Origin of the sequence: Blautia caccae (assembly GCF_040095955.1) — a bacterium.
In the GTDB taxonomy this organism is placed as follows: domain Bacteria; phylum Bacillota; class Clostridia; order Lachnospirales; family Lachnospiraceae; genus Blautia; species Blautia celeris.
In genome coordinates, this window is record NZ_JBBMFP010000001.1 from 17,576 (window position 1) to 41,445 (window position 23,870).

Sequence of the window (23,870 nt, forward strand, 5' to 3'; positions counted from 1 at the left end):
TCTATTCCGCTTCAATCATAAATGAATTAGCAAAAAACTCAAAACTGCCGTCCTTTGCCAACTGCTGGCTGACTGCCGTTTCATCAAACAGTATCCATCTGGTATTGTCAAAGCTGTCCTTACCACAGGCCAGTTCTTCTGCTTTCGGAAGATAATCCTCCGAAAAAATCTGAACAGGAAATTTATAATCCGGGAATGGATAGTAAAAATTCATTTTATCGAACCCAGCCCGACGTATAATGGATGTTATCTCTTTTTTTGAAAATGTTCTGACACAACTTTCTGTCTTATGGTATCCTTCTATACTGTCAAAAAGCTGTCCTGTATGATCTTCTCTGGCACCTGCCCAGTATTTCAATCCGAATTTATTCTCAATGGCAATTAGAATACGACCGGCTGGTTTCAACATTTTTCTCAAATTCTGTAAAAATGCAGTAAAGGAATCCTCAGCATCCGTATAATATCCTGCATATTCCAACACGCCAATCAGAGTAATATAATCAAATTTCTCTTTCAATTTAATATCGTTGAAATTCCCTACCATTATCTCTATATTTTCACAATTTCTGTTTCTGTAGGCATTAATCATGGATCTTCTTTTTGACAATTCAATACAGGTCACTTTTCCCGCCAGACGTGACAATACTCCGCTGATTGCACCGCATCCGGCCCCCACTTCCAATACACTGTCTTTTTTTGTAAAAGGATACCACTCTAATATATTCTGTCTCACCGGAGACAAATGATACAAGACAGGCCATCGGTTATCCTTTTGAAGAATGCGGTCAACATTTTCTTCGTCCTTCACGAGATTCAGCAGGTCATTCTCAATCTCTCCATCACTATATGCATCCGTTCCACTGTAAAACTCATAATTCAATTTTACTTTTCCAATCTCCTCTACCATGGAAACTCCCTCCTCCGGAATAATTACAGCATTTCCTTTATCTCATTTATAAAGCTGAACACACTGTCATTTTCGCAGTAATCTTTATTTACAATCCTGTTCTCAACAATAATGCGGTAATCATTGCAGATTTCGTTTAGTTTTTTAGCAATATGGTTGGGACTGATATTATTTAAAGATACAATAAATTCATTAAAATCTTTTAAATCTTTATTGGCAAACGTATTAGTAATAACCTTAATCCCGAAAACAGACATCTCCAAAGGCGGATAACTTGGGTGGGGAGATGCCATAAGAGATATACCTGCATAAGACTCCTGAAGAACTTGTGCATATTCATCCAGGGTTAATTTCCCTGCAGAATTCAAGTATTTCCCTTTTCCCAGATATACTTTCGGATGCATCTCTCCCGCTGATAAAACATCCCATTCTTCTGCATCTTCCTGTATTCCAATCCATTTACGCAGCGCAGCAACTATAAGTTTAAAAGCATTTCTTTCGGTTCCCGGGCGGCCATATATCAGAATCTGCTTCTTCTTTCTCATACTGCTGTTCATGGCGTACAACTTTTCTTTCAGCACTGTATTTAACACTGGATCAAAAGCAAATTCCTTATAAAATTTATATCCCTGCCAGTGAAAATAGTCCTGCAGCAATTTTGTATTAAAAACTGCAATCTGTGGATAGGGATGTTTATAGGTTGCGTCTGCCAGAAGATACCTTGTGGACCATGCATAAAATCCAGGTTCATAATCCTGAATAAAATTAATAAACGGTCTGGGTTTTATACCTGTCTTAACCTCATATTCTTCATAAGCTTCCTGTGCACAATGCGCGGTCCACCAGCCTGTGAACATAAAATAATCATTTTCTGATACCGGAAGAGACCATCCGTTCCGCTCACTGTATGGAACAATCTGAGCATTCTCCTGACTGTCTTCCTCCCATCTTACAAATGTATAATTTTTTTCATATACTTGTATAGCTTCCGCAGATGGTACCGCATCTACCAGAACAATTCTTTTATCGAATCCCGTACACTCAGCCAGTTTTTCAAAAAATTTAAGTGCTGTAGATATACCGCCAAAAACATGTTCCGGATTAATGGAAGGCAAAAGAATATTAATTCTTTTGTTCTTGTGCGTAGACTGCCGGAATATATAAGGATTGATCTCCGCTATATGAGTGTCAATTTCCGGACTGTTAAAAATCCCCGCTTCATAAGCCCCATGGAGGTATTCATCCACTATTTTCTTTTCCACACTTATTTCTTCCGCCTCTGCTTTCATTTTAGGTACACAACTGAACATATCCAACTGCCTATTATAATAAGGGTCCCCTTCAGACAAATATGGGGCATACATCTTTCGTGACATTTCAAAATCCACTTCTGGAATATAAGAATCTCTGGTCTTTGACTCAAAATGATACAGCCTGACATAAGGATCATATACGTTCCTGTATCCATTTTGAATCGCTCTTATACACAGTTCAACATCACTTCCGCATATCAGAAAGCGTTCATCAAAAGGTCCGATCTTTTCAATGGTTTTCTTAGACACCGCCATGCATGCACCTGTAACTGCAGTAACATTTCTGGTTACCATGGGCGATACAAAGGGTGAACCGTAATGAACCGGGGGCATTCCCTTATAAACATGATCTCCCCAGCCTCCCATCCCGGCTATTACTCCGGCATGCTGAATGGTATTATCCTCGTATAACAGAAGGGCACCTGCCACTCCAATATTCGGCTGTGTAACTTTCTCTACTAAACGGTACATCCATTCACTGCTGCTGATTTCTACATCGTTATTCAGGAAGATATAGACGTCTCCTTCTGCATGCTTCATTCCAAAGTTATTCAATTTTGACCAGTTAAACTCAAACGCAGCTGTTACCACACGAACATTTGAATTTTCTTCCGTAACATCTTTAAAATATGCAAAAGTCTCTGCTTCTTCTGAATTATTATCCAGGATGATGATCTCATACCTGTCATATCTGGTAAAACGAAGGATACTCTGAACTGCCTTTTCCAGCAGCGGCGCATGATCTTTTGTAGGAATGATTACAGATACCAAAGGAGGTTCCTTCAAACAATACCTTACATCATAAACAAAATAATTCTCTGTCTCATTTACTTTGGCTGCTTCTTTTCCGTTAACCCGATCCAGATGCTCCTGTATGGCTTTTAATCCCACTACCTGTGCATAAGGCTTAGACTCCGGATTATTTGCTGTGGATGAAGGGATTGCCCTCCAGGAATATAAAATTTGAGGTACATGTACAATATTGTCAGTAATTTCAGACATGCGAAGCATTAAATCATAATCCTGACTTCCGTTGAATTCAGACCGAAATCCTCCTGTTTTTTCAAAAAGACTTCTCTTAAAACCAAGTAAATGCCCTATATACATTTGACTGAGCAGCAGTTCCGGTGACCAGTCCGGTTTGCAAAAAGGATCTCTGTGGTTTCCTTCTGCATCGACAATGTCCTGATCACTATATAAAATATCCGCTCCTGTATTTTTAATAACAGTTGAAAATTCCAAAAGTGCATTCTCTGCAATTTCATCGTCATTATCCATCAAAACCAGATAATCACCATCAGCAAGAGCCGCTGCCTCATTCGTTGCCACAGATATACCGCCGTTTTTTTCAAGTAACTTTATCTTTATTCTCTTATCACGGATGCCGGATAAGTATTCTCTCACTCTGTGATCTGTAGAACAATCATCTACAAGACATAATTCCCAATTACCGTATATCTGGTTTGCGACAGATTCAATCGCTCTCTGAAGCCAGTGTATTTCCACGTTATAAACAGGAATTAAAACAGAAAATTTAATGTTATCTCCACTACTATTCATGTACTGCTCCTTTTGCATAGTTTACCCGGGTATCCATATCAAAATAACCTACAGTTGTCTTATCAGCGATCACCTGGATACAACAAATGTCATATAAACGATGGTATACAACAAAATCATCATTTCCCTCAAAACCTGTACATCCCAACTGCAGAAGATATTGTCCCCCCTGCAGTCTCATCTTCTGAGTAAATGAAATATCAGCCACTTCTCCCTCCAGAACAGTACCTGTTTCTGTTTTTTCAATAACTGTATTCGTTCCTGTCAACTCTGTTCCCTTTAAGTCTTTGAGGCTGAAAGCAAAAATAGGATTTATAATTTTCTTGTTAAATTTTATCTTCATTCGCAGAGTAAAATTCTGCATTTTATATACTGTATTGGTAATTTTTCCTTCTTCATCAAAAATACCAAAGTCAACAATTTCTGCTCTGCCATCGCCATAACTTTGCAGCTCAGGGTTTATAAGCATATACTTTTTCCATATTTCACTGTCATGCTCATAATCCAATTGCCTTTCATCCAATATCTTATCGGCCTCTTCCTCTATCTCTTCTATAACGGATACATCCTGACCAACCAGAATCTTTTTATACAGGTCAACCATTTCCTTTGGTCTTCCCTCCGCCACTTTTTTCCCTTTATTAAGAAGAATCACTCTGTCACAATATTTACTAATGCTACCCAGATCATGGCTTACAAACAGAATTGTACGGCCCATCTTTTTAAATTCTTCAAATTTTCTATAACATTTCGCCTGAAAAAACACATCCCCTACTGATAAAGCCTCATCTACTATTAGAATCTCCGGTTCAATATTAATAGCAACCGCAAATGCAAGCCTCACAAACATACCGCTGGAATATGTTTTTACAGGCTGGTGAATAAATTCACCGATATCTGCAAAATTTAAAATATCATCAAGCTTAGCATCAATTTCCTCCCTGGAAAACCCAATCATGGTGCCATTTAAATAAACGTTCTCAAGCCCTGAATATTCCATGTTAAATCCTGCACCCAACTCCAACAGGGCAGAAATTCTTCCATTTACCGATACGCTGCCGTCCGTGGGATTTAAAACACCTGTTATAATCTTCAAGATCGTAGATTTTCCGGAACCATTTGTTCCGATAATTCCGACTGTTTCCCCCTTACTTACTTGAAAGGAAACATCCTGCAAAGCATAGTGTTCTTTATAATTCTTTTTTCTTGACAGTCCCAATGACTCCTTCAGCCGATCCATAGGTTTGTCATATAATTTATACATCTTACTTAGATGCTCTACTGCTATAATTTTATCTGACATGCAATTTCTCCTTACAATACATCCGCAAAATGTGGTTTCAGACGTTTAAATATTACAGAACCAAAAGCAAATATTATAATCGTCACAACCCAGAAATAGATTCCCCACTTCCAATGCTCAGTAAGCCAAGTTTTTCCTAATATGGAATCCCTATATCCAGACACAATATAATACATCGGGTTCAGCTTAAACGCTTTCATCAGTAAGGGATGTCCACTCAGCATATTTAAATCCCACATAATAGGAGTCATCCACACGCCCACCTGAAGGATAATATTAATAATCTGTGTCAAATCCCGAAAAAAAACCACAATAGCACTGGTGGCATAAACAAGAGCCAATGCGAAAACAAATGTACAGCCTGTATAATAAAAAATCTGCAGTGTATGAAAAGTAGGTGTATATCCGTTAACTGAGCAAATAATAAGTGCGAATGCCACAAAGAACACATGTACAAACAACGCTGAGAACACCTTTACTATAGGAAGAATACTGATTTTGAAAACAACTTTTTTAACCAGGTAATTATACTCCATCAATGCATTCGTTCCGCCGTTCAACGCATCCTGGAAAAAAAACCATGGAACAATACCCGAAATCAGATAAAGAACAAATGGATATTCCGCCATATCACCTGCCTTGAGTCCTATGGTAAATACAAACCAGTATACCATGATTGTGACAACCGGCTGAATAAATGCCCATACAATTCCCAGATAAGATCCTGCGTATTTTGTCTTAAAATCATTCTTAGACAAAGACAAAATAAGTCCTTTATTATGATATAATTCCAGCGGTAATCCTAATATTTTTTCTTTCATATTCTGCTCCTGTTTATTTGCTTTCCATATATTCTTTAATTCCGCTCCACTTATGGTCTTTTTCAGAGATAGTTAAATCTTCCACCGTCATTCCCTGAGGCATAGGCCATTCCACTCCTATATCAGGGTCATTCCACTTTAATCCGCCTTCATCGTTCGGATGATAGAAATCAGTACATTTATATGCAAATTCCGCATGTTCTGAAAGGACCACAAAACCATGTGCAAAATTTTTCGGTATAAAAAACTGTTTTTTATTTTCTGCTGACAGAATCACACCATACCATTTTCCAAATGTTTCGGAACCCGGGCGTAAATCTACAGCCACATCAAATACTTCACCGCTTACAACACGCACCAATTTATCTTGTGGATAATGAATCTGAAAATGAAGGCCTCTTAATACTCCTTTTTTAGAACTGGATTGATTATCCTGTACAAATTCCATATCAATGCCCGCAGCTTTATAATCATTATAATTATATGTTTCCATAAAATATCCGCGCTCATCACCAAAAACAGCCGGAGTAATTACTTTCAATCCTTCAATCTCGCATGTTTCTACTGTAATTTTTCCCATAACTTTTTCCTCACTTTATTTATTAAAATTTTCTTTGTTAACCTGCTATCTTTTTTTCTTTCTTTTCTTATTTTTTCTTCTATCTTTTTTCACAAGCAATATGATAAGTATCACAAGGACTGCAATCAACACTGCCAACAAAATCAAAAGCGCATCCATAAAAGAATATGATTGATCACCCTTGCTCTTCTCCTGCTGTTGTGTGTCAGCGTTTTTTGTCCCTGCTGCTTCTTTTTCTTCTGAGGTTTTTTTCTTGCTTTCCTCCTGCGGTATTTCTTCCTGCTTAACTGCACTTCCCACAGGCTGTCCTGAATAACTGTACTTTTGCAGAATGCTTCCATCCTGCTGTACACTTTCTTCATATTGAAGCTGTTCCAGCTTCACATTGGATGGAATATAAACAAATCCCTGATTTAAATCAGTCTTTTTAAATTTATCAAAACCATAGTTCAGAAGGTTCGTGGTATCCTGACAATTAGGACCCATATCAGCCCCTTTCATTACCACTGCAATAAGAGTAACTCCATTTCTTTCTGCTGCTGTTACCAACGTCTTCCCTGCTGCCTCTGTGCTGCCGGACTTTCCCCCCAAACATCCTTCATAATGTTCTGCAGACTCTGAAGCCAACAGCGGATGATGCGTATGCAGTTCTCTGGCACCTGCAGTTATATTTGTAGGTGGAATCACATAGTTTTCGGTCTGGATAACTGTGCGAAAAGTTTGATTTTTTAAAGCTTCTCTACAAATCAGAGCCATATCATAAGCTGTTGTGTAGTGATTCTCATCCGGCAGCCCGCTTGCATTGACAAAGTGTGTGTTCTTACAGCCAATCTCCAAAGCTCTCTGATTCATAAGTTCTGCAAAAGCTGCTTCTGTCCCCGATACTTGTTCTGCCAGCTGAATTGCGATCTCATTGGCAGACTGAATAATCAGTCCGTACAGGCAATCTTCTACAGTTATCACTTCTCCGACCTGCATATGGAGTGTACTGCTGCCTGCTACCTGTTCTGATGCCACGCTGTTTTCTGAAAATGTTACCTGTGTGTCCAGTTGGAGGTTTTCGATTGCCAATAATGCAGTCATTATTTTCGTAATACTGGCAGGATAGCGCAGCTCATTTCCTCCCTTACTGTAAAGGATGTTACCATTACCGGCTTCCATCAATACTGCTGTTTCACATGCCACTTCCGGCCCTGCAGGCCATCCCTGTATGTTATTGGATTCAACAGGATATGCTGTGCCATTGCTGACTGCTCCGGCAACAGTTACTGTCATCATGCTCATACACAATACTAACGATACCAGAATAAACGAAAAGGGACAACTTTTTTTTAATTTGATCATTTTTGAAAAATCTCCTTATACGCAAACCAGCAGTATCCTCTGGATACTGCTGTATGATTTTTATTTTTCTGCATACATGTCCGGTAATCTTATAAGTAAACACCTTATCTTTTCCACAAAATGCTTCCTCCTGACCTTGTATACTATACCATCTTATAAGCAGAATTTCAATATTTTAAAAGAAATCCGCTTTTCAACCTTTTATCTATGCTCTACGGATCAACTGCAGTAAGGAATCAAAAATTTAGAATACAAGATCAGATGCCATATTAGAAGAACTATTAAAAACATAACAAAGCTATAATTCTCCTGCTTCCATTTCGTTTGAATCTTGTCTGTATAAAAAACCATAAGTAATGGCAGCAACAATGGAATATAATATCTTCCCTGTACCCCTTTAATCATAACCTCACCCACTTCTGTAAAAGCCAGATACAATGCTGTCCATATCAGAGCCATCACACCGGCAACAAGAGGCAGAATGATTATTTTAAATATGTTCATTGACTTTTTTGTCATTCCATTCATGGTTTTTCTGGGCTCTGTGCAGGCCACACCAAGAATAAGAGCCGTAACCAGCATATAGAACTCAAACACCCCTTCATATGCCATGGTGGAAATACTTTCTATCCCCATCACATAACTGTTAAATGTTTTACTGATATTTTCAAATAAAATCTGTATATAGGACCAGGGATGAGCAAGTATCATTTGAAGCTGTCGTCCTACATCCGTATCTCCTCCTCTTACATCGGATGCCATTGTGTTACCTGCTGTAGGTATCAGGAAAGTCAGCATCAGTAAAATACAGGCTACAATAACCACTGTTTTCCATATCCAACACTGTTTCTTATTCTTGAATTTTTTCATTGGCAAAAACACTGCACTAAGCATCAACGGAATATAAATAGCCTTAGGACAGCTCCCATATAAAAAGAGGACAGGTATGCAGACAAGCATTGTCCTGCTGATTTTTTTCTCCGGATAATAAAATTCTCTAATCAGCATTGCTGTTCCCAAAGATAAGAACCCAATCAAAGCCACATCATAAGAATAAGCGGTTGCAAGTACCATAGGTGTAGGCATCAAAGCCAAAGCTGCCAGTAAATTCTTAGCTATAGGGATACTTTTTATCGCAAAAAACATAAGGATGCAGTACATCATGAGATTTGCTATTTTGCCCAGCAAATATACCACATAAAAAGGAAGTCCGATAAATTTCCCTGCAGCAACTACAATAGCCATATGAAGATATCCTAATCTACTGACAGTAAAACTGCTTTTATCATATGAATATCCGCTATCCTGTGTATTCTCATTAAAATACTGAATCTGAAGAGCTTTTTCTTCCTTGGATGTAAAGGCTACTTTTTCCATTGATTCCGGATTGATATAAGCATAATACTCTGCCTGGTTCCAATCCACATGTTTTCCATCAAAAAAGTCAAATACATGATAAAAATGGATATGTTCATCCCAACTTGTAAATTGTGGAGGCTGAAGAGCTATAAAAAGCATCCCTATTGTCATTGAAATTATGAGAAAGCCAAGCTCTACACGTTTTCCGATTTCTTTTTTGAACAAAAGAAGAAACAAAAACACACCAACAAACACACTGATATACAAAATTCTGTATCCGTTAGAATCTTTTGCATTATGAACTGTAAAATCTCCCACCGTTACTCCCTCTGGCAGTTGTATAGTAATGGACTTTACATTATTTTTAATGTTAACAAAAGAATTATTTAAATTGCTGCGGCACGGGTCCAGAATTTTTTGAATTTCCCAATTACCATACAAATTTTTAGTCTCTATTAAAATCTCAGCTTGAAAACTTTTTTCTGATGCATAATAATATTGAAATTTGTTGATATATCTTCCGGAAACATCAATTTTAACCTCTCCATTTTTCTTCATGACATAGAGATTTTCCGTCTTATCTCCATTCTTCACATGTACATCCTGGAGACTGATTATCTGGGACTTTTCGCTTTTTTCTGCCTCATAAAACTGTAATAATCCCTCTAAAATAAAACCAGCCAGTATTGCACTAAGCATTATAACCAGCAGTTTTTTCCACCAATCCAGATTCACCCTAACTCTCTTTGTCATTTTCAAATACATCCTTTTCTTTAAGCAATTCTTTCTCCCCTATAGCTGTTCCTTCACCACATTCCCTGCGTATCAGTTCTTCCAAAATACCAATCCTCTGTGTCAATACTTTTGTTTTTTGAGACAACCCGGATACCAGAACACTCAAAGTAAACGTCAGTGCCAGTAAAAAACAGAAGCCCAGAAAGAAAATCATATTAACCGGAATTCCGATTCCGCAAATATCAGCCAATTTCGCAATTATTCCCGGAAAAATGTCCAGCAGCAAAATCAAGACTCCCATAATAATCCAGGACAGCGCATATTTTAATTCCAACTTATTTTTTCTTATCTTACCAACCAGATAAGCAAACGCAGCCAACACAATAACCGCTACTATAATCTGTGTTCTTATGTTCATACTTCACCTCTATCGAAGACATTCTATAATAATTGCAAGGCTTACCTTAATCATATAGTATACCGATTTTCTTGGAGAAATTGAGGATACCCCTCCCTGCCTCTCCTTCATAACAACAGGAATTTCTTTTACCTTCATATTTTTTCTGATAACAGACACCACCGTTTCCGGCTCCGGATAATCCTTTGGATAATTTTCGGCGAATATCTTAATGATTTCTCTGTCCACCATTCGCAGACCTGATGTCGGATCTGTTATAGTCTTACCCGTCAGAACTTTAATGAGACCTGTAAAAAACTTAATCCCCATTCTTCTAAGCCCTGATGACTGAAACCCCTTTTTCTCAATAAATCTCGACCCAATCACCATGTCGGCTTGATTTTCTTCCATAAACATTGCCATTTCATTCAGAAATGCGGCATCATGCTGTCCGTCGCCATCTACCTGTACAGCCACATCATAATGATTCTCAAGAGCATACATATAACCAGTCTGTACTGCTCCCCCTATTCCCAGATTCACCGAAAGATTTATAAAGTGAAATTGATTTTTTTCACATATCTCTTTGGTTTTATCTTTGGAACAGTCATTTATTATAATATAGTCAAATGAAGGCGCGGATTTTTGAATATTCTCCACCGTTTTCTCTATGCATGCCTCTTCATTGTAAGCAGGTATAATGATTAATTTCTTCATACGTTTTCCTTTTATCTTATCTGATTCATTATAAATTATTAGATTTTTCACTTGAACTATACAACTTTACAAGGATTCTGGCAATCGGTTCCGGCCAAAATTTTCTAAACATAATGAAATCTTCTTTTTTTCTCGCATCATCTCCAAGAATAATACTGGTTTCTGAGTCCTCATGAATTCTATGATACATTAAAATTTTATTTACATATACAAAACTGCCCTTTTCTTTAGAAAGTTTTTCCCATGCTTCCCAGTCTTCCGCACTGCGAAATCCTGCCTTAAAGACAGGTACATGCAGGTGTGCTTTCACAAAAGTAACACAAGGACAGCAAATAGGACATCCAAGAGACAAAATTCTTCGTCTTACAAATTTAGATCCCCAAAATGCTTTGACTCTCAAAGGCATCAGCATAAGGCGTTTGATTCTTAAAAGCCGATTATTAAGAACAGGCCGCCCTTTCCTCAACTCCCCATAATCCCCAAAAATGATCAATGGTCTTTTTGACTGTCTGAGATATTCGTAGATCTTCTGCCAATACTCCGGAAGATAAACATCATCCTGATGTGCTATGGTAACATACTTGGAATCAGCACATTGATATGCAAAATTCCAATCCTGTGTAATTCCATGTTCTCCATGGTTTATATAAAGAGGTACTCCGTATTTTTCACTTAACTCCTCTATATAATGATTCGGAGTAGATGTGACTATAATAATGTTACTTTTCCTGGTCTGCTTTTTTAATGACAGAATGCACTCTTCCAAATAAGGACTTTCCTTATACGCACATATGGCAAAAGTGTGTTCTTTTATTCTATTTTTTTCCATCTTTCCCAACCGCTCCATTTTTCTCCTTATTTCCAGTTTTCTGTATGTTCGTTCACAGCAAAATTATCATGAACACTTTTGGCAAGACACAGTGACAATAAGATGATTTCCACTACTGTTGCGAGCGCCAGAGCCGCACTTCCTCCCTGCATATCGTATCTTCTGACCATAACGATTGAAGAGATATAGCTGACCGCCACTGCTGCCGCATTCCCTGCTACAAGCCCTTTAAAATTCCTGATTGCAGTCAGGACACCACAGAGAAGCCAGGCAAAAGCCGTCAGCACAGTACATAAGATCAAAGGAATTAACAGTTCCGAATGGGAAGCCACTTCTTCTCCCAAAAGCAATTCCAATCCCCATTTTCCAAATAATTTTCCGCCTATAACACCTGTCACAGCCAGTCCTGCTACAGCGGAAGAACATAAAAATAAGGCATTTAAAAAACCTTTTTTATTCTTCTGGTGATATCGCTCCGCGAAAAGTGTGACAAAAGGATTAAAAATATAAGTGGCGCCCATCTGTATTATTAAAGTCGGTGTTGCTACAGAACCATATATTCCGAGTTTATAATTCCCGAGATATCTCTCTATGAATAACCTCGGAATAGTGCCAATAGCTGTCGACAACATAGTATACACTACAAGAGGAAAGCATTCAATCAATAATTCCATTAATTTAGGTTTATCCCAGCAAATTTTAATATCTGTTATCTTTCCCGCAAAATGAATATCATACAGGCACACAGACAACAGACAACAGACTGTCATTATTAATAAAGTTAAAACAAGATTTCCAGATAGGAATAAGGCAAGAGAAAAAGTCCCTAAGGTCAACACACCTCTTATAGTAAGGGACTTTCCTACATAATCAAGGCGCCACATCTTCTGGTATATTCCGGCAAAAACATCAAAAAGAGCTTCTGATATTTTATATATAAAATAAATTATAATACATATCTTCTGTTCCCAGCTATAAGATAATACCAGTGTATAGGCTATACACCCAAACAAAGCTGTGCTGCTTGTAATAATCCTGCTCGAAATATATAAACCGTTTGAATACTTTTCATTTGTGTCTGAAACCTGAAAATTTCTCATACCATATACAGCTAAACTATACCATATATTACTGACTGACATAGCCAGGGAGAGAAGTCCGGCATCGTCTACTCCTGAAATCCTCACCACAAGAATAGTCAAAAGCCACTGGCAGCCCAAATAGAACATACTTCCCCAGGAATTCCAAAGTATGCTCTGTTTCATGGATAATTTTTTACCGCCATTATAATCATTCTTCATATTATTCTTCAATTGCAGGTTTCTCCATCTCCAAAATCTATAAATGAGGCATAATGATTATGCCTTTCACCTTCCGGCGGCATCTGCATGTAATCCCCATATTCAGGTCGAAGAAATGCGTCAAAATTTTTGACTAGTGCCACTTCCGTATCCTCAAACTTAAATTTTACTGTAGGAAAAGAACTCTTTGTACGAATCATTAAATTTTCACCGGATATGTAAGAATAATCAATATATAAATCCGAGTCATCTTCACAATATGTAGCCCATTTTAAGTATTTATTCGTGCACATTTGCGGTGTTATACAAAAAATTTTAAATAAAACATGCAGCGTCCTGCATCCCCATTCGGCCACTTTTTTCTTCCACCCTTTCATACCAGGTGGCAGATTCGGATCAGGAATCAGAGTCAGCACCTGAAGTCTTGCCCAAAACCAGGTCTTTTTCTGATGTTTTGTTCTTAACCTCTCATTTTCAGAAGTTTTGTCATAAGGAAAAATATCAATATATATTCCCAAAGGATAATTTCCCTGCTGATATGCATCTTCAACAAATCTTGTACCTCTTTTAACCATTTTTCCAAACATAAGAGGATATTTTTTTTCTGTATCTGTTGTCATGAAGATATACTTCTCTCCCATTTCCTTAGGTGCTACATCCATAAATTTATTATAATCTTCTCTCAGCATACATACATCAATATCATCATCCCATGGAATAAATCCCTGATGACGGAGGGCTCCGATAGCCGTCCCCCCTGTTGCGAAATAGGGTAATTTATATTTTTCACAAATGGCAATAAAATCTTTCAAGATATCCAATTCTACCAACTGCAGTTTCCGAAGGTTTTTCTTATCATATGTCTTATTCTCCATAAATACACTGAATTATGGTGCGCTCCACCATGCCATCCTTTCCATTCTAAATAGTCTATTCTTTTATCTGCCGGAAAACTCTTTCTGTGCAAGGCTAAATGCTGCCTCTATCACTTTATCCATATCGTAATATTTATATTCTGCTAATCTGCCGCCAAAAAGTGTAAGTGTTTCTTTTTCCGCAAGCTCTGCATATTTTAAATATATCTCTTGATTTCTACTATCGTTGATTGGATAGTAAGGTTCATTGTCTCTTTTCCAAACTAACGGATATTCTCTGGTAATTACTGTCTTTTCTGATTTGCTGTTTTCAAAATGTTTATGCTCAATACTTCTCGTAAAAGGAGTCTCACTATCTGTATAGTTTACTACTGCCACCCCCTGATAGTTCTCCTGAGACAAAACCTCTGTCTCAAATCGCAGGCTCCGGTATTCTAAATCTCCGTATACAAAGTCATAATAGGAATCAAGAGTACCTGTATACAACAACTTGTCTCCCAATTCCCGGTATTTCTCCCTGTTTAAGTTAAAATCAACCCCGGTTTCTATATCACATCCTGAAAACAGTTTATCAATAAGCCTATTGTATCCCCCAATAGGAACTCCCTGATATAAATCGTTAAAATAATTATTATCGTAAGTATATCGTACAGGTATCCTTTTAATAATGAAAGAAGGCAACTCACAGCATTTCTTTCCCCACTGTTTTTCTGTATACCCTTTTATTAATTTTTCATATATATCATATCCCACCAGACTGATTGCCTGTTCCTCCAGGTTACTGGGCGTCTCTGTCACTGTAGTTTTCTGTGATTCAATTATCCGCTGTGCCTCTGCCGGAGTGACAACACCCCACATTTTATTAAAAGTATTCATATTAAAAGGCAGATTAAATATCTCACCATGATAATTGGCAACAGGCGAATTCGTAAACCTGTTGAATTCTACAAGACTATTCACGAATTCCCAGACTTTACGGTTACTCGTATGAAAAATATGGGCTCCATACTTATGCACCTGAATGCCTTCTATCTCTTCACAGTACAGATTACCACCAAGGGTATGTCTTTTTTCTACAACAAGACATCTTTTGTTGTGCTCTATTGCACTTTTGGCAAAGACACCTGCGAAAAGACCGCTGCCTACAATAACATAATCATATTTTTTCATGTTTATCTCCCATATCATCCAATTTCAAATAAAATTATTATACCCTGTTTGTACATAAGAATCAATTCTTAATTTATAAAGAAAAATTTACTCCCCCACGTCAGCTACAAATATGCTATAATTGATTTACTTTATAAAAACCGCTGTATGCGTGTTCAATTGAAAGGAGCCAATCGTGAATTTTTTATATACCATTAACGATAATTTTGTACCGCAATTAGGAGCCGGACTCACCTCAATCTGTGAAAACAACCAAAAAGAGGCTCAAATTACTTTCTATATAATGTCCTTTGGAATATCTTCCCAAAATAAAAATCAACTGAAGTGCTTAGCCCAAAAATATAACCGCAGCATTATTTTTATTGAAATATCAGATATAAAACAATATTTTGATTTTGATATTGATACATCCGGTTGGAATCCAATTGTTTTAGCCAGACTAATCATGGGCCGGATCCTGCCGGAAAGCCTTAAACGAATTATATATTTAGATGGAGATACGATTGTCATTTCCAGCCTGGAAGAATTGTGGCATATGGATTTAAAAAACAAAACATTGGGAATGAGCATAGAACCAACTGTAGATAAAAAACGTAAAGAAGATCTTGGTTTAAAAGATTATTATTATCATAATGCAGGTGTATTGCTGGTGGATTTGGAAAAGTGGCGTAAGAATGAATCTGATAAAAAAATAATACAATTTTACAGAGAACATAATGGCAATTTATTTGCAAATGATCAGGACGCTATTAATGGAGCATTAAAAGATGAAATTCTCTCAATCATGCCTAAATACAATTTCTGCAATATATTCTATCAATATCCATATAAATTTCTCTCCGATCTGGTAAGTCCGATGAAATACTTCTCCAAAGAGGAATTTGAAAGCTGCGTAAAAAGTCCTGTTATTATACATTATTTAGGAGAAGAACGCCCGTGGAGAGCCGGAAATACACATAAATATAAGAACTGCTATGAAAAGTATCTTGGAATGACAGATTGGAAAGACACTCCCTATGAAGAAGGGTGGGAAGTATATTTCGTATGTTGGAGAATCTTCAATTTTATTATGAGGCCTGTTCCTAAAATACGTTATTATATTATTAATATGTTAATTCCCTTTTTTATGAAATACAGAGCAAAAAAATTGCAGAAAGACAGATAACTTATAAGATAACTGTTTTCCTAAAAATATTCATTTTGGACTAGCCGCTGCGCTGACGGCTTGTTATAATATAAAAAAGCTTCTCTTTAAGATTTCAGAGAGGAAAGAAATGGAAGGGGTAATATTTATGAAGGGGAAATTCAAAAAAGTCACATGTTTTATACTGATTTTTATGGTATTGTCAGTTGCGTATCTAATCCCACCGGGCCATTCGAAAGCTGTATTGGCAGCGAACAATTCCTGTAAAATCCACTTTCTAACTTTAACTGACAATACAGATGCCATTTTACTGGAATGTAACGGTAAATTCGGTATGGTGGATTCAGGTGAAGATAATGATTATCCTAACGGAAGTAATCCACATTATCCGAGTCGCCCAGGTATTACAAGAGGAAATGGGTTTGAAAAGGATGTAATTACCTATCTTCGGACAGTAGGTGTCACAAAAGATAACTTTGAATTCTACATTGGTACACATCCCCATAGTGACCACATTGGATCTGCAGACGAAATCATATATGCATTTCATCCTAAACGGGTTTACATCGAAGCCTATTCTGATAATGATGTTACGGATAGTATTCGTTTATGGGATAATCTGTATGTTTATGACAACATGGTAAAGGCAGCACAGGATACAGGGGCCACATTAATCCAGACTTTCAATACAAATGCACCATTATATCCTGAGACTGTGACTGTGACCGGAACTATTATAATGAATAAGGACATAGAAGTTCCGTCTGAACCTGATGGCAGTACAGATCCAAGTGACAGTAATTCTTCTCCGTCTGCAAATGCAGATGAAACTCTGCCACCTGCTGAAAACAGCGATGTAAAGTCACCGGATACAGATGCTCCCTCAGACATGGAAAAAGAGCCACAGGATACAGATTCTGCTCCTTCAGACATGGACAAAGAGCCGCAGGATACAGATTCTGCTCCTTCAGACATGGACAAAGAGCCGCAGGATGCAGATTCTGCTTCTCAGGACATGAGCAAAGAGTCACAAGGTACAGATGCTTTTCCATCAGATATTGCAAAAGAAACACCGGATACAGACGCGGATTCTCAAGATATGGAGAGAAACACGCAGGATGCCGTCTCTCAAGATATCAACAAAGAGCAACCGAACCCGGATGCTGCATTACAAGACATCTACACAGATTCACAGAATACGGATTCACCAACACAGGGTACAGACCAGTCAAATGCAGACAACAGCACAGACAGTAATATCACTATGCCCTCGCAAATAGCAGTGACCTTATCTTATACAGCTACTGATCCAGAAACAAAACTTCCCGCCGATGTCATTGTAGAAGCGAAAGAAGTCCCCGGCAAAGAAGGTCTCTGGACATATACATTTACCGGTATCAGAAAATTTGATGATACCAAAACACCGTTCACCTACAAATTGACTCCCAAAGCAGAAGGATATACATTTGCTCCTGCAGAGGAAGAAAATCTCTTTGATTTTATATGTAGTGCAGAAGTTCCCTCAGCTCCGGAAACAGCAAATGTACTTTCGGAAGAGGCTTTACAGCTTTTCAGTATTTATCAGGAAGAAAGCGGTGCTGCTGATGAGCCCCTAATCCCTTCAGATGAGGGATTATCAGATAATCTGACTATTGAGGATGTACCATCCAGTGACCAGGTTGACCCTGATCATCCAGATGACCCAAACAATGCCTATGAGAATGCTTATGCGGCACCAGCCCAGAGTGGTATTTTTGATGGGGAAACTGTGGGTTCTGTCTCTACACCGGTCTTTATGCTGGGCGGAAAAAACGGTATGAAATTAGAGATTATGAATTACGGTGTTAAACGCCCTCAGGCAGATGCAAACTACTTCAGTCTCGGAGTAAAGGTTACCTCCATGATGACTAAAAAAACCGCCTTTCTGGCCGGAGACATTAATAATTACATCGGAGCGGAAACAGCACTGGCCAAGCGACTTGGACATGTAAATTTATTAAAGCTTGGGCATCATGGTTTTTACGGATCCAATACTTATAATTATCTGAAGGCACTGAGTCCTGATATTGCAATTATGACAGGCAAATATAATTATGTATCTAACGCAAGCGTTGATAATAATATAGGTACCCTGGACTCTCTCATAAAATTAGGACAATCCGGGACTGCCCTTTATCCGACTGCATGGTATGCACCATATATAAAGGCAATTGTTATCAATCTTGACAAAGGACTCAGTAATAATGTTCCAAAAGGTAAAGAATTTATTGCCTCTGCAGAAGGCTCATCACCTTACAGGCATATATACTATTATGATGGCTATCCCAAAAAGACAAATGGATGGAAAAAGGATTCCAAAGGTGACTGGTATTATTTTGAAAACTCGTATAACGCGTCAACCAACAAATGGCTGCAAAATGCTTCCGGGAAATGGTCTTATTTAAAAGATGATGGTACAATGGCTGTTGGATGGGTTCTGGTAAATGGAAAATGGTATTATACGGATTCCAATGGTTTTATGACTACTGGCTGGCAAAAAGTTAATGGGAAATGGTATTACATGGATTCCAATGGCGTAATGCAGACCGGACGAAAACATATTGATAAATATTTTTATTATTTTGATTCAGCAACAGGTGCCATGGCTCAGGATCAATATGTAAATGGCTATTATTATGATTCTTCCGGGAAATGGATTCCAAACTTTAAAGATGGCAACTGGCAGCACAATGAAGTCGGATGGTGGTATCAATTTGGCAATGGCTCTTATCCCACAAGTTGCTGGCTTCAGATTCATGGTGAATGGTATTATTTCAACTCGTCCGGTTATATAGTTACAGGATGGATGAAACAGGGTAAAACATGGTATTATTTCAACAGCGAAGGGATTATGTGTACAGGGTGGTACAAGATAAACGGTATCTGGTACTATTCTGATGCTTCCGGAAAAATGCTTACGGGTCTGCAGACAATCGGAGGCAGAAAATATTATTTCAATAGCAGCGGTGCTATGGCCACAGGTTGGGTAAAACTCAATAAAAGCTGGTACTATTTTACTGAAAACGGCGCTAACACCGGATGGTATGTAGTCGGAAATATCTGGTACTACTCTAACTCCTCAGGTGTCATGCAGACCGGATGGATCAAATCGAATGGAAGATATTATTATACTTCCGGCAGTGGTGCCATGATGACAGGATGGATTTTTGTCGGAAACAAATGGTACTATCTGAATAATTCAGGAGCTATGCTTACCGGCTGGTATGAGATCAATGGTATCTGGTATTATTCTGATGCTTCCGGAAAGATGCTGACAGGACTTCACACTATAGGTCAAAGTAAATACTATTTATCCGGAAATGGTGCAATGGCTACAGGTTGGGTGTATACCGGCAACAAATGGTATTACTTTAACGGAAATGGTGCTGCAGCAGTTGGATGGTATAAAATAAATAATATTTGGTATTATTCCAATTCTTCCGGCGTTATGCAAACCGGATGGCTGAAACAAGGTAATACTAAATATTATCTCTATGGCAACGGTGCTATGGCCACCGGATGGGCTGCGCTGGGGAATAAATGGTATTACTTTACCGACAGTGGTGCTGTTGTCAGAGGATGGTTCAAAGTAAACAATACCTGGTATTATTCTAACTCCTCAGGTATCATGCAGACCGGATGGCTGAAACAAGGTGATACCAAATATTATCTTTACGGTAATGGTGCTATGGCCACCGGATGGGCGGCATTCGGGAATAAATGGTACTATTTCACCGACAGTGGTGCTGTTGTCAGAGGATGGTTCAAAGTAAACAATACCTGGTATTATTCTAACTCCTCAGGTATCATGCAGATCGGATGGCTGAAACAAGGCAGCACCAAATATTACTTATATGGTAATGGTGCAATGGCTACAGGTTGGCTTTCTGATAACGGCAAATGGTACTACATGAACAGTTTGGGAGCCATGACTACAGGGTGGCAGAATGTGAATAATACATGGTATTATTTATCTCCTTCTAATGGAGTTATGTTAGCAAACACCTGGACCCCTGATGGTTATTTTGTAAACAGCAGTGGCGCGTGGACAGGTCAGCGGCGTTAAAATATAACATAACCAAATAAAAACTAAAAGGGTGCGTATCACAGTTCAACATGAATCTGTGATACGCACCCTTTCAACTTTTACTCGTTATTTCGTTACATACTCTTTAACTTTGTAATCATATCAACTAAATTTTTCCCATAATTGTCAGCGGCAGCCCAACCTGCTCCTGTAGGATTGTCCGGGATTCCCAGCCATTCCACATATATTGCTGATTTTCTTGTTACATACTGAAACCTATCATCTACACATACATTCTTTAGGGCCTTATCCGAAGCATACGCTTTTAAGTGCTGAACCTGGGCTCTTATTCCCGTTCGGACATTCTTAAAGGAATTTCCTGCCACGCCATTCCCGACAGCACCCAGACCTGCGAAATTAAACTGCTCAATTTTCACATCTCCTCCGTACTGCAGCCAGCCGGTTTCTTTCATGGCCTGAGTAAAAACCACCTCTGCCTTTATTCCCTCTGCATTTGCTTCCTCTAAGACAATTTTTGAAAATGCTTTTATATCTGCTGCACCACCTTTTTTCAGTGCAGCAGACGGATATGTACAACCTGATTTCTTATAATACTTTACCATCTGGTCAACTGTTACAGAACTTTTTCCCTCTATGGCATATAATTTCTGGGTATTATCTTTTTTTTTATCCGGTACCCATGCACCAGAATTATTGAAATAATATTCCTTTCCCCCCAGTGTATGCCATCCCGTGAGCATGGCACCACTATTATTTAAATAATACCAGATGTTCCCAAGCTGCAGCCAGCCGGTCTGCATAGCACCGCTTCCGTTACAATAATACCAGACTTTATTTACTTGAAACCATCCGGTTCTCATAGCGCCACTGCCAGGTGCCAGATAATACCAGCTTCCGTTAATAAAATTCCAGCCCTCTGCCATGGCTCCGCTTCCGGTCAGATAATACCAAGTATTACCCGGTTTCAACCAGCCGGTCTGCATAGCTCCGCTCCCATCACTGTAATACCATTTTTTACCGACCTGATACCATCCGGTTCTCATATGTCCGCTATTCGGCTGCATGTAATACCAGGTATTCCCAAGTCGTATCCAGCCCTCTGCCATTGATCCATTTGCATTTAAGTAATACCATACATATCCCTGGTTAAACCAACCACCGGTCTGCATTGCACCATTGCTATTAAGGAAATACCACTTACCATCTATTTTCTGCCAACCGGTCTTCATCGCACCATTGCCTGGCTGCATATAATACCAGGTATTTCCCAAATGGATCCAGCCCTCTGCCATGGCTCCGTTTCCATTTAAATAATACCAAGTATTGTAACTATACATCCATCCGGTCTGCATAGCTCCGCTTCCATCACTGTAATACCATTTTTTACCTACTTTATACCAGCCTGTCTTCATGCGGCCATTTTTATCCATATAATACCATCGGCCGCCTATTTTCTGCCAACCGGTCAGGGCAGCTCCATTGCCGGATATATAATACCAATACCTGCCCAGCATATGCCAACCGCCATTCAGCATGGCACCATTTCCCTGAAGATAGTATAATTTACCACCGATTTTCTGCCAGCCGGTCTGCATACTCCCAGATGCATTAAGATAATACCAGCTACCATTTATTTGCTGCCAGCCCGTCTGCATGACACCGGAAGAATTCATATAATACCAGTAGTTACCTATCATCTGCCAGCCCGTCAACATGACACCTTTGCTATTAAAATAATACCAGGCATTATCAATTTTCTGCCAGCCCTTCTGCTTAACATTACCAATATAGTAATACCAGGAATTACCTGATTTTTTCCATTTTCCTACCGGTTCAGGCACCGGTTCGTAAGTCTCTCCACCTGTTTCAATACCAAAATACTGTGCGATGCCATAGGCATCTGCTTTTGCCAGATTTTTAATAGAAGCCTCATTATTCAAAAACTTTTTGTCATCTTTTCCGCTTAAGAAGGCGTGTTCCACAATAATAGAAGGTATGGAAGCTTTCAATCCTTCTCTCACGATTGCATAATAATCTGCAGTACTTCCATCCGGATACTTATAGTCACCGGAGTCCTTTTCTAAAAGTCCCCTATCGTAAAGTCCCAGGGAAGTCAGCCTTTTTAAGATATTATTTGCAGCCTTCTGTGCATTTTCTGCCACTTCTGTATTATATCTTCCTGTTTTTGGTACCAGAACCTCTGCACCATGGGCCGTTTCTTTGTCAAAAGAATTCAGATGAAGACTTACCAGCAAATCTGCATGCTTATTAGCCGCAAATGAAACTCTTTCATTTAAGGTCATTTTAATTGCTTTGCCTGCACCCACAGTATCATGGGTCATATAAACTGTAATCTCGGGATATTTTGAGAGTTCTTCTTTTAAATATTTGGCAATTTTCATGGTAATGTCTGCTTCCACGAATTTTGTGCCATCACTGAATTTATGGACAGCTCCGCTGTCATATCCATTCGTGTCAATGGTTCCGTGTCCCGGATCAAGAACAACAATATAATGGTCTTTCTTCTTTGGTTCTACAGCCACGGTTGCGGGAACCCCCGCCTCTTCCCCCAAAGCAAATGTTTGAATATCGTTAGAGGAATTCTCTGCCAGCTGATTATTCCCTGTAAGCGACTCCTTAATTGCGTCTGCTGATATACCATTCTCATCCGCGGAAAGAACTGCACTTTCCACCTGTTCAGCAGTCTGTGAATCAAGGCCTGCCTCTTCATTTTTAATTTCGGTAACAGCCTGGGCAGCTTCTTCACTGCTCATTTCAACCTGCTCCATCTCTTCCTGCCGGCTCAGTAGTGTATCATATTGCTGACCTGCAATAAATGCCTTTACCGAAACGAATGTCCTTTCCTGGTCAGCAGCAGGAAGGTCAAGAAGAAATGCAGCTACATTTTCCACTACTTCTTCAGCCTGAGCTGTATGTACTTCCCCTTCACCATCCTGGTAAGTTAGAACAGCACTTTCCAAGACTGTTGTCTCTGCATCTCCTAATTCAACAATAACAGACTGATGTGTATCATCTTCCTGTGTCAGAATGTAATTCAATTCTAACTCCGCATTCTCTTCTTCTTGCTGTTCCGATATCTCCCCTTCGGAACCCGATGTCTCTTCTTCCGGCACTTGTGTATCTGTCTCGCCACTCATTTGAGTTTCTTGTTCCGGTGTGTCTGTCTCATCGCTTATCTGAGCATCTTGTACTGGTGTACCTGATTCCCCATTTATCCCGGAATCAGATGTCTGCGTATCTGACTCACTCATCTGAGCATCGTGTGCCTCCTCTCCCATCTGAGCACCGTATGCAGGCGTATACAAACTCATAAGCATAGCCAAAACAAGTGCGTAAGATAGAAGTCTTTTCCCTAATTTCTTCATTGTCCACTCCTCTTCTTTTAGTATTTCTTTCAAAGTTATTAC

16 protein-coding genes are annotated in these 23,870 nt (G+C 38.8%); 2 read left to right on the forward strand and 14 right to left on the reverse strand.

The window, feature by feature from the left end; translation table 11 throughout:
* Nucleotide 1 precedes the first annotated feature (1 nt).
* The 13 genes from WMO65_RS00070 to glf form a co-directional block, all read right to left on the reverse strand.
* A complete protein-coding gene (locus WMO65_RS00070; protein ID WP_148393358.1) occupies nt 2-907 on the reverse strand; it encodes a class I SAM-dependent methyltransferase in 906 nt (301 codons plus the stop codon).
* A 23-nt stretch (nt 908-930) separates the two neighbouring features.
* On the reverse strand, nt 931-3,780 hold the full coding sequence (locus WMO65_RS00075) for a glycosyltransferase family 2 protein (RefSeq protein ID WP_148393359.1): 2,850 nt from the start codon (nt 3,778-3,780) through the stop codon (nt 931-933).
* Nucleotides 3,773-5,083, reverse strand: a complete 1,311-nt coding sequence (locus WMO65_RS00080; RefSeq protein ID WP_148393360.1) for an ABC transporter ATP-binding protein — start codon at nt 5,081-5,083, stop codon at nt 3,773-3,775. Before WMO65_RS00080 ends, WMO65_RS00075 begins: the two co-directional genes overlap by 8 nt.
* An 11-nt stretch (nt 5,084-5,094) precedes the next feature.
* Nucleotides 5,095-5,904: an ABC transporter permease gene (locus tag WMO65_RS00085; RefSeq protein WP_148393361.1), complete on the reverse strand. Its 810-nt coding sequence runs from the start codon at nt 5,902-5,904 to the stop codon at nt 5,095-5,097.
* Between the two features lie 13 nt (nt 5,905-5,917).
* A complete protein-coding gene (rfbC, locus tag WMO65_RS00090; RefSeq protein ID WP_148393362.1) occupies nt 5,918-6,484 on the reverse strand; it encodes a dTDP-4-dehydrorhamnose 3,5-epimerase in 567 nt (188 codons plus the stop codon).
* A gap of 45 nt (nt 6,485-6,529) precedes the next feature.
* A complete protein-coding gene (locus tag WMO65_RS00095) occupies nt 6,530-7,828 on the reverse strand; it encodes a D-alanyl-D-alanine carboxypeptidase family protein (RefSeq protein ID WP_148393363.1) in 1,299 nt (432 codons plus the stop codon).
* A 219-nt stretch (nt 7,829-8,047) separates the two neighbouring features.
* The gene (locus WMO65_RS00100) at nt 8,048-9,940 is read right to left on the reverse strand and encodes a DUF2142 domain-containing protein (protein ID WP_187370664.1); all 1,893 of its coding nucleotides are present in this window, start codon (nt 9,938-9,940) and stop codon (nt 8,048-8,050) included.
* On the reverse strand, nt 9,924-10,340 hold the full coding sequence (locus WMO65_RS00105; protein WP_148393365.1) for a DUF2304 domain-containing protein: 417 nt from the start codon (nt 10,338-10,340) through the stop codon (nt 9,924-9,926). The genes WMO65_RS00100 and WMO65_RS00105 overlap by 17 nt, the downstream gene beginning before the upstream one ends.
* A gap of 9 nt (nt 10,341-10,349) precedes the next feature.
* Complete coding sequence (locus WMO65_RS00110) at nt 10,350-11,036, reverse strand: glycosyltransferase family 2 protein (RefSeq protein ID WP_148393366.1); 687 nt, start codon at nt 11,034-11,036, stop codon at nt 10,350-10,352.
* A gap of 28 nt (nt 11,037-11,064) precedes the next feature.
* Entirely contained in the window at nt 11,065-11,865 is an 801-nt protein-coding gene (locus WMO65_RS00115; RefSeq protein ID WP_148393435.1) for a glycosyltransferase family 2 protein, read from the reverse strand.
* Nucleotides 11,866-11,891: 26 nt separating this feature from the next.
* Nucleotides 11,892-13,178, reverse strand: coding sequence for a lipopolysaccharide biosynthesis protein (locus WMO65_RS00120; RefSeq protein WP_148393367.1), 1,287 nt, complete (start codon nt 13,176-13,178; stop codon nt 11,892-11,894).
* Nucleotides 13,175-14,041, reverse strand: coding sequence for a LicD family protein (locus WMO65_RS00125; protein WP_148393368.1), 867 nt, complete (start codon nt 14,039-14,041; stop codon nt 13,175-13,177). The genes WMO65_RS00120 and WMO65_RS00125 overlap by 4 nt, the downstream gene beginning before the upstream one ends.
* A 63-nt stretch (nt 14,042-14,104) precedes the next feature.
* Nucleotides 14,105-15,211 carry a UDP-galactopyranose mutase gene (glf, locus tag WMO65_RS00130; RefSeq protein WP_148393369.1) on the reverse strand — a complete coding sequence of 369 codons (1,107 nt, stop codon included), beginning with the start codon at nt 15,209-15,211 and terminating at the stop codon, nt 14,105-14,107.
* A gap of 175 nt (nt 15,212-15,386) precedes the next feature.
* Here glf and WMO65_RS00135 point away from each other — a divergent pair, with 175 nt between their 5' ends.
* Nucleotides 15,387-16,376, forward strand: coding sequence for a glycosyltransferase family 8 protein (locus WMO65_RS00135; RefSeq protein WP_148393370.1), 990 nt, complete (start codon nt 15,387-15,389; stop codon nt 16,374-16,376).
* Nucleotides 16,377-16,485: 109 nt separating this feature from the next.
* Nucleotides 16,486-20,460: a hypothetical protein gene (locus tag WMO65_RS00140; RefSeq protein WP_148393371.1), complete on the forward strand. Its 3,975-nt coding sequence runs from the start codon at nt 16,486-16,488 to the stop codon at nt 20,458-20,460.
* A gap of 95 nt (nt 20,461-20,555) precedes the next feature.
* Here the strand turns inward: WMO65_RS00140 and WMO65_RS00145 are convergent, their stop codons facing one another.
* Nucleotides 20,556-23,828 carry an N-acetylmuramoyl-L-alanine amidase gene (locus WMO65_RS00145; RefSeq protein ID WP_148393372.1) on the reverse strand — a complete coding sequence of 1,091 codons (3,273 nt, stop codon included), beginning with the start codon at nt 23,826-23,828 and terminating at the stop codon, nt 20,556-20,558.
* Nucleotides 23,829-23,870 lie beyond the last annotated feature (42 nt).

Bases quoted from the DNA above. Each gene is read 5' to 3' on its own strand.
- WMO65_RS00070 (WP_148393358.1), bottom strand. From the start codon at position 907: ATGGTAGAGGAGATTGGAAAAGTAAAATTGAATTATGAGTTTTACAGT.
- WMO65_RS00075 (WP_148393359.1), bottom strand. From the start codon at position 3,780: ATGAATAGTAGTGGAGATAACATTAAATTTTCTGTTTTAATTCCTGTT.
- WMO65_RS00080 (WP_148393360.1), bottom strand. From the start codon at position 5,083: ATGTCAGATAAAATTATAGCAGTAGAGCATCTAAGTAAGATGTATAAA.
- WMO65_RS00085 (WP_148393361.1), bottom strand. From the start codon at position 5,904: ATGAAAGAAAAAATATTAGGATTACCGCTGGAATTATATCATAATAAA.
- rfbC (WP_148393362.1), bottom strand. From the start codon at position 6,484: ATGGGAAAAATTACAGTAGAAACATGCGAGATTGAAGGATTGAAAGTA.
- WMO65_RS00095 (WP_148393363.1), bottom strand. From the start codon at position 7,828: ATGATCAAATTAAAAAAAAGTTGTCCCTTTTCGTTTATTCTGGTATCG.
- WMO65_RS00100 (WP_187370664.1), bottom strand. From the start codon at position 9,940: ATGACAAAGAGAGTTAGGGTGAATCTGGATTGGTGGAAAAAACTGCTG.
- WMO65_RS00105 (WP_148393365.1), bottom strand. From the start codon at position 10,340: ATGAACATAAGAACACAGATTATAGTAGCGGTTATTGTGTTGGCTGCG.
- WMO65_RS00110 (WP_148393366.1), bottom strand. From the start codon at position 11,036: ATGAAGAAATTAATCATTATACCTGCTTACAATGAAGAGGCATGCATA.
- WMO65_RS00115 (WP_148393435.1), bottom strand. From the start codon at position 11,865: ATGGAAAAAAATAGAATAAAAGAACACACTTTTGCCATATGTGCGTAT.
- WMO65_RS00125 (WP_148393368.1), bottom strand. From the start codon at position 14,041: ATGGAGAATAAGACATATGATAAGAAAAACCTTCGGAAACTGCAGTTG.
- glf (WP_148393369.1), bottom strand. From the start codon at position 15,211: ATGAAAAAATATGATTATGTTATTGTAGGCAGCGGTCTTTTCGCAGGT.
- WMO65_RS00140 (WP_148393371.1), top strand. From the start codon at position 16,486: ATGGAAGGGGTAATATTTATGAAGGGGAAATTCAAAAAAGTCACATGT.
- WMO65_RS00145 (WP_148393372.1), bottom strand. From the start codon at position 23,828: ATGAAGAAATTAGGGAAAAGACTTCTATCTTACGCACTTGTTTTGGCT.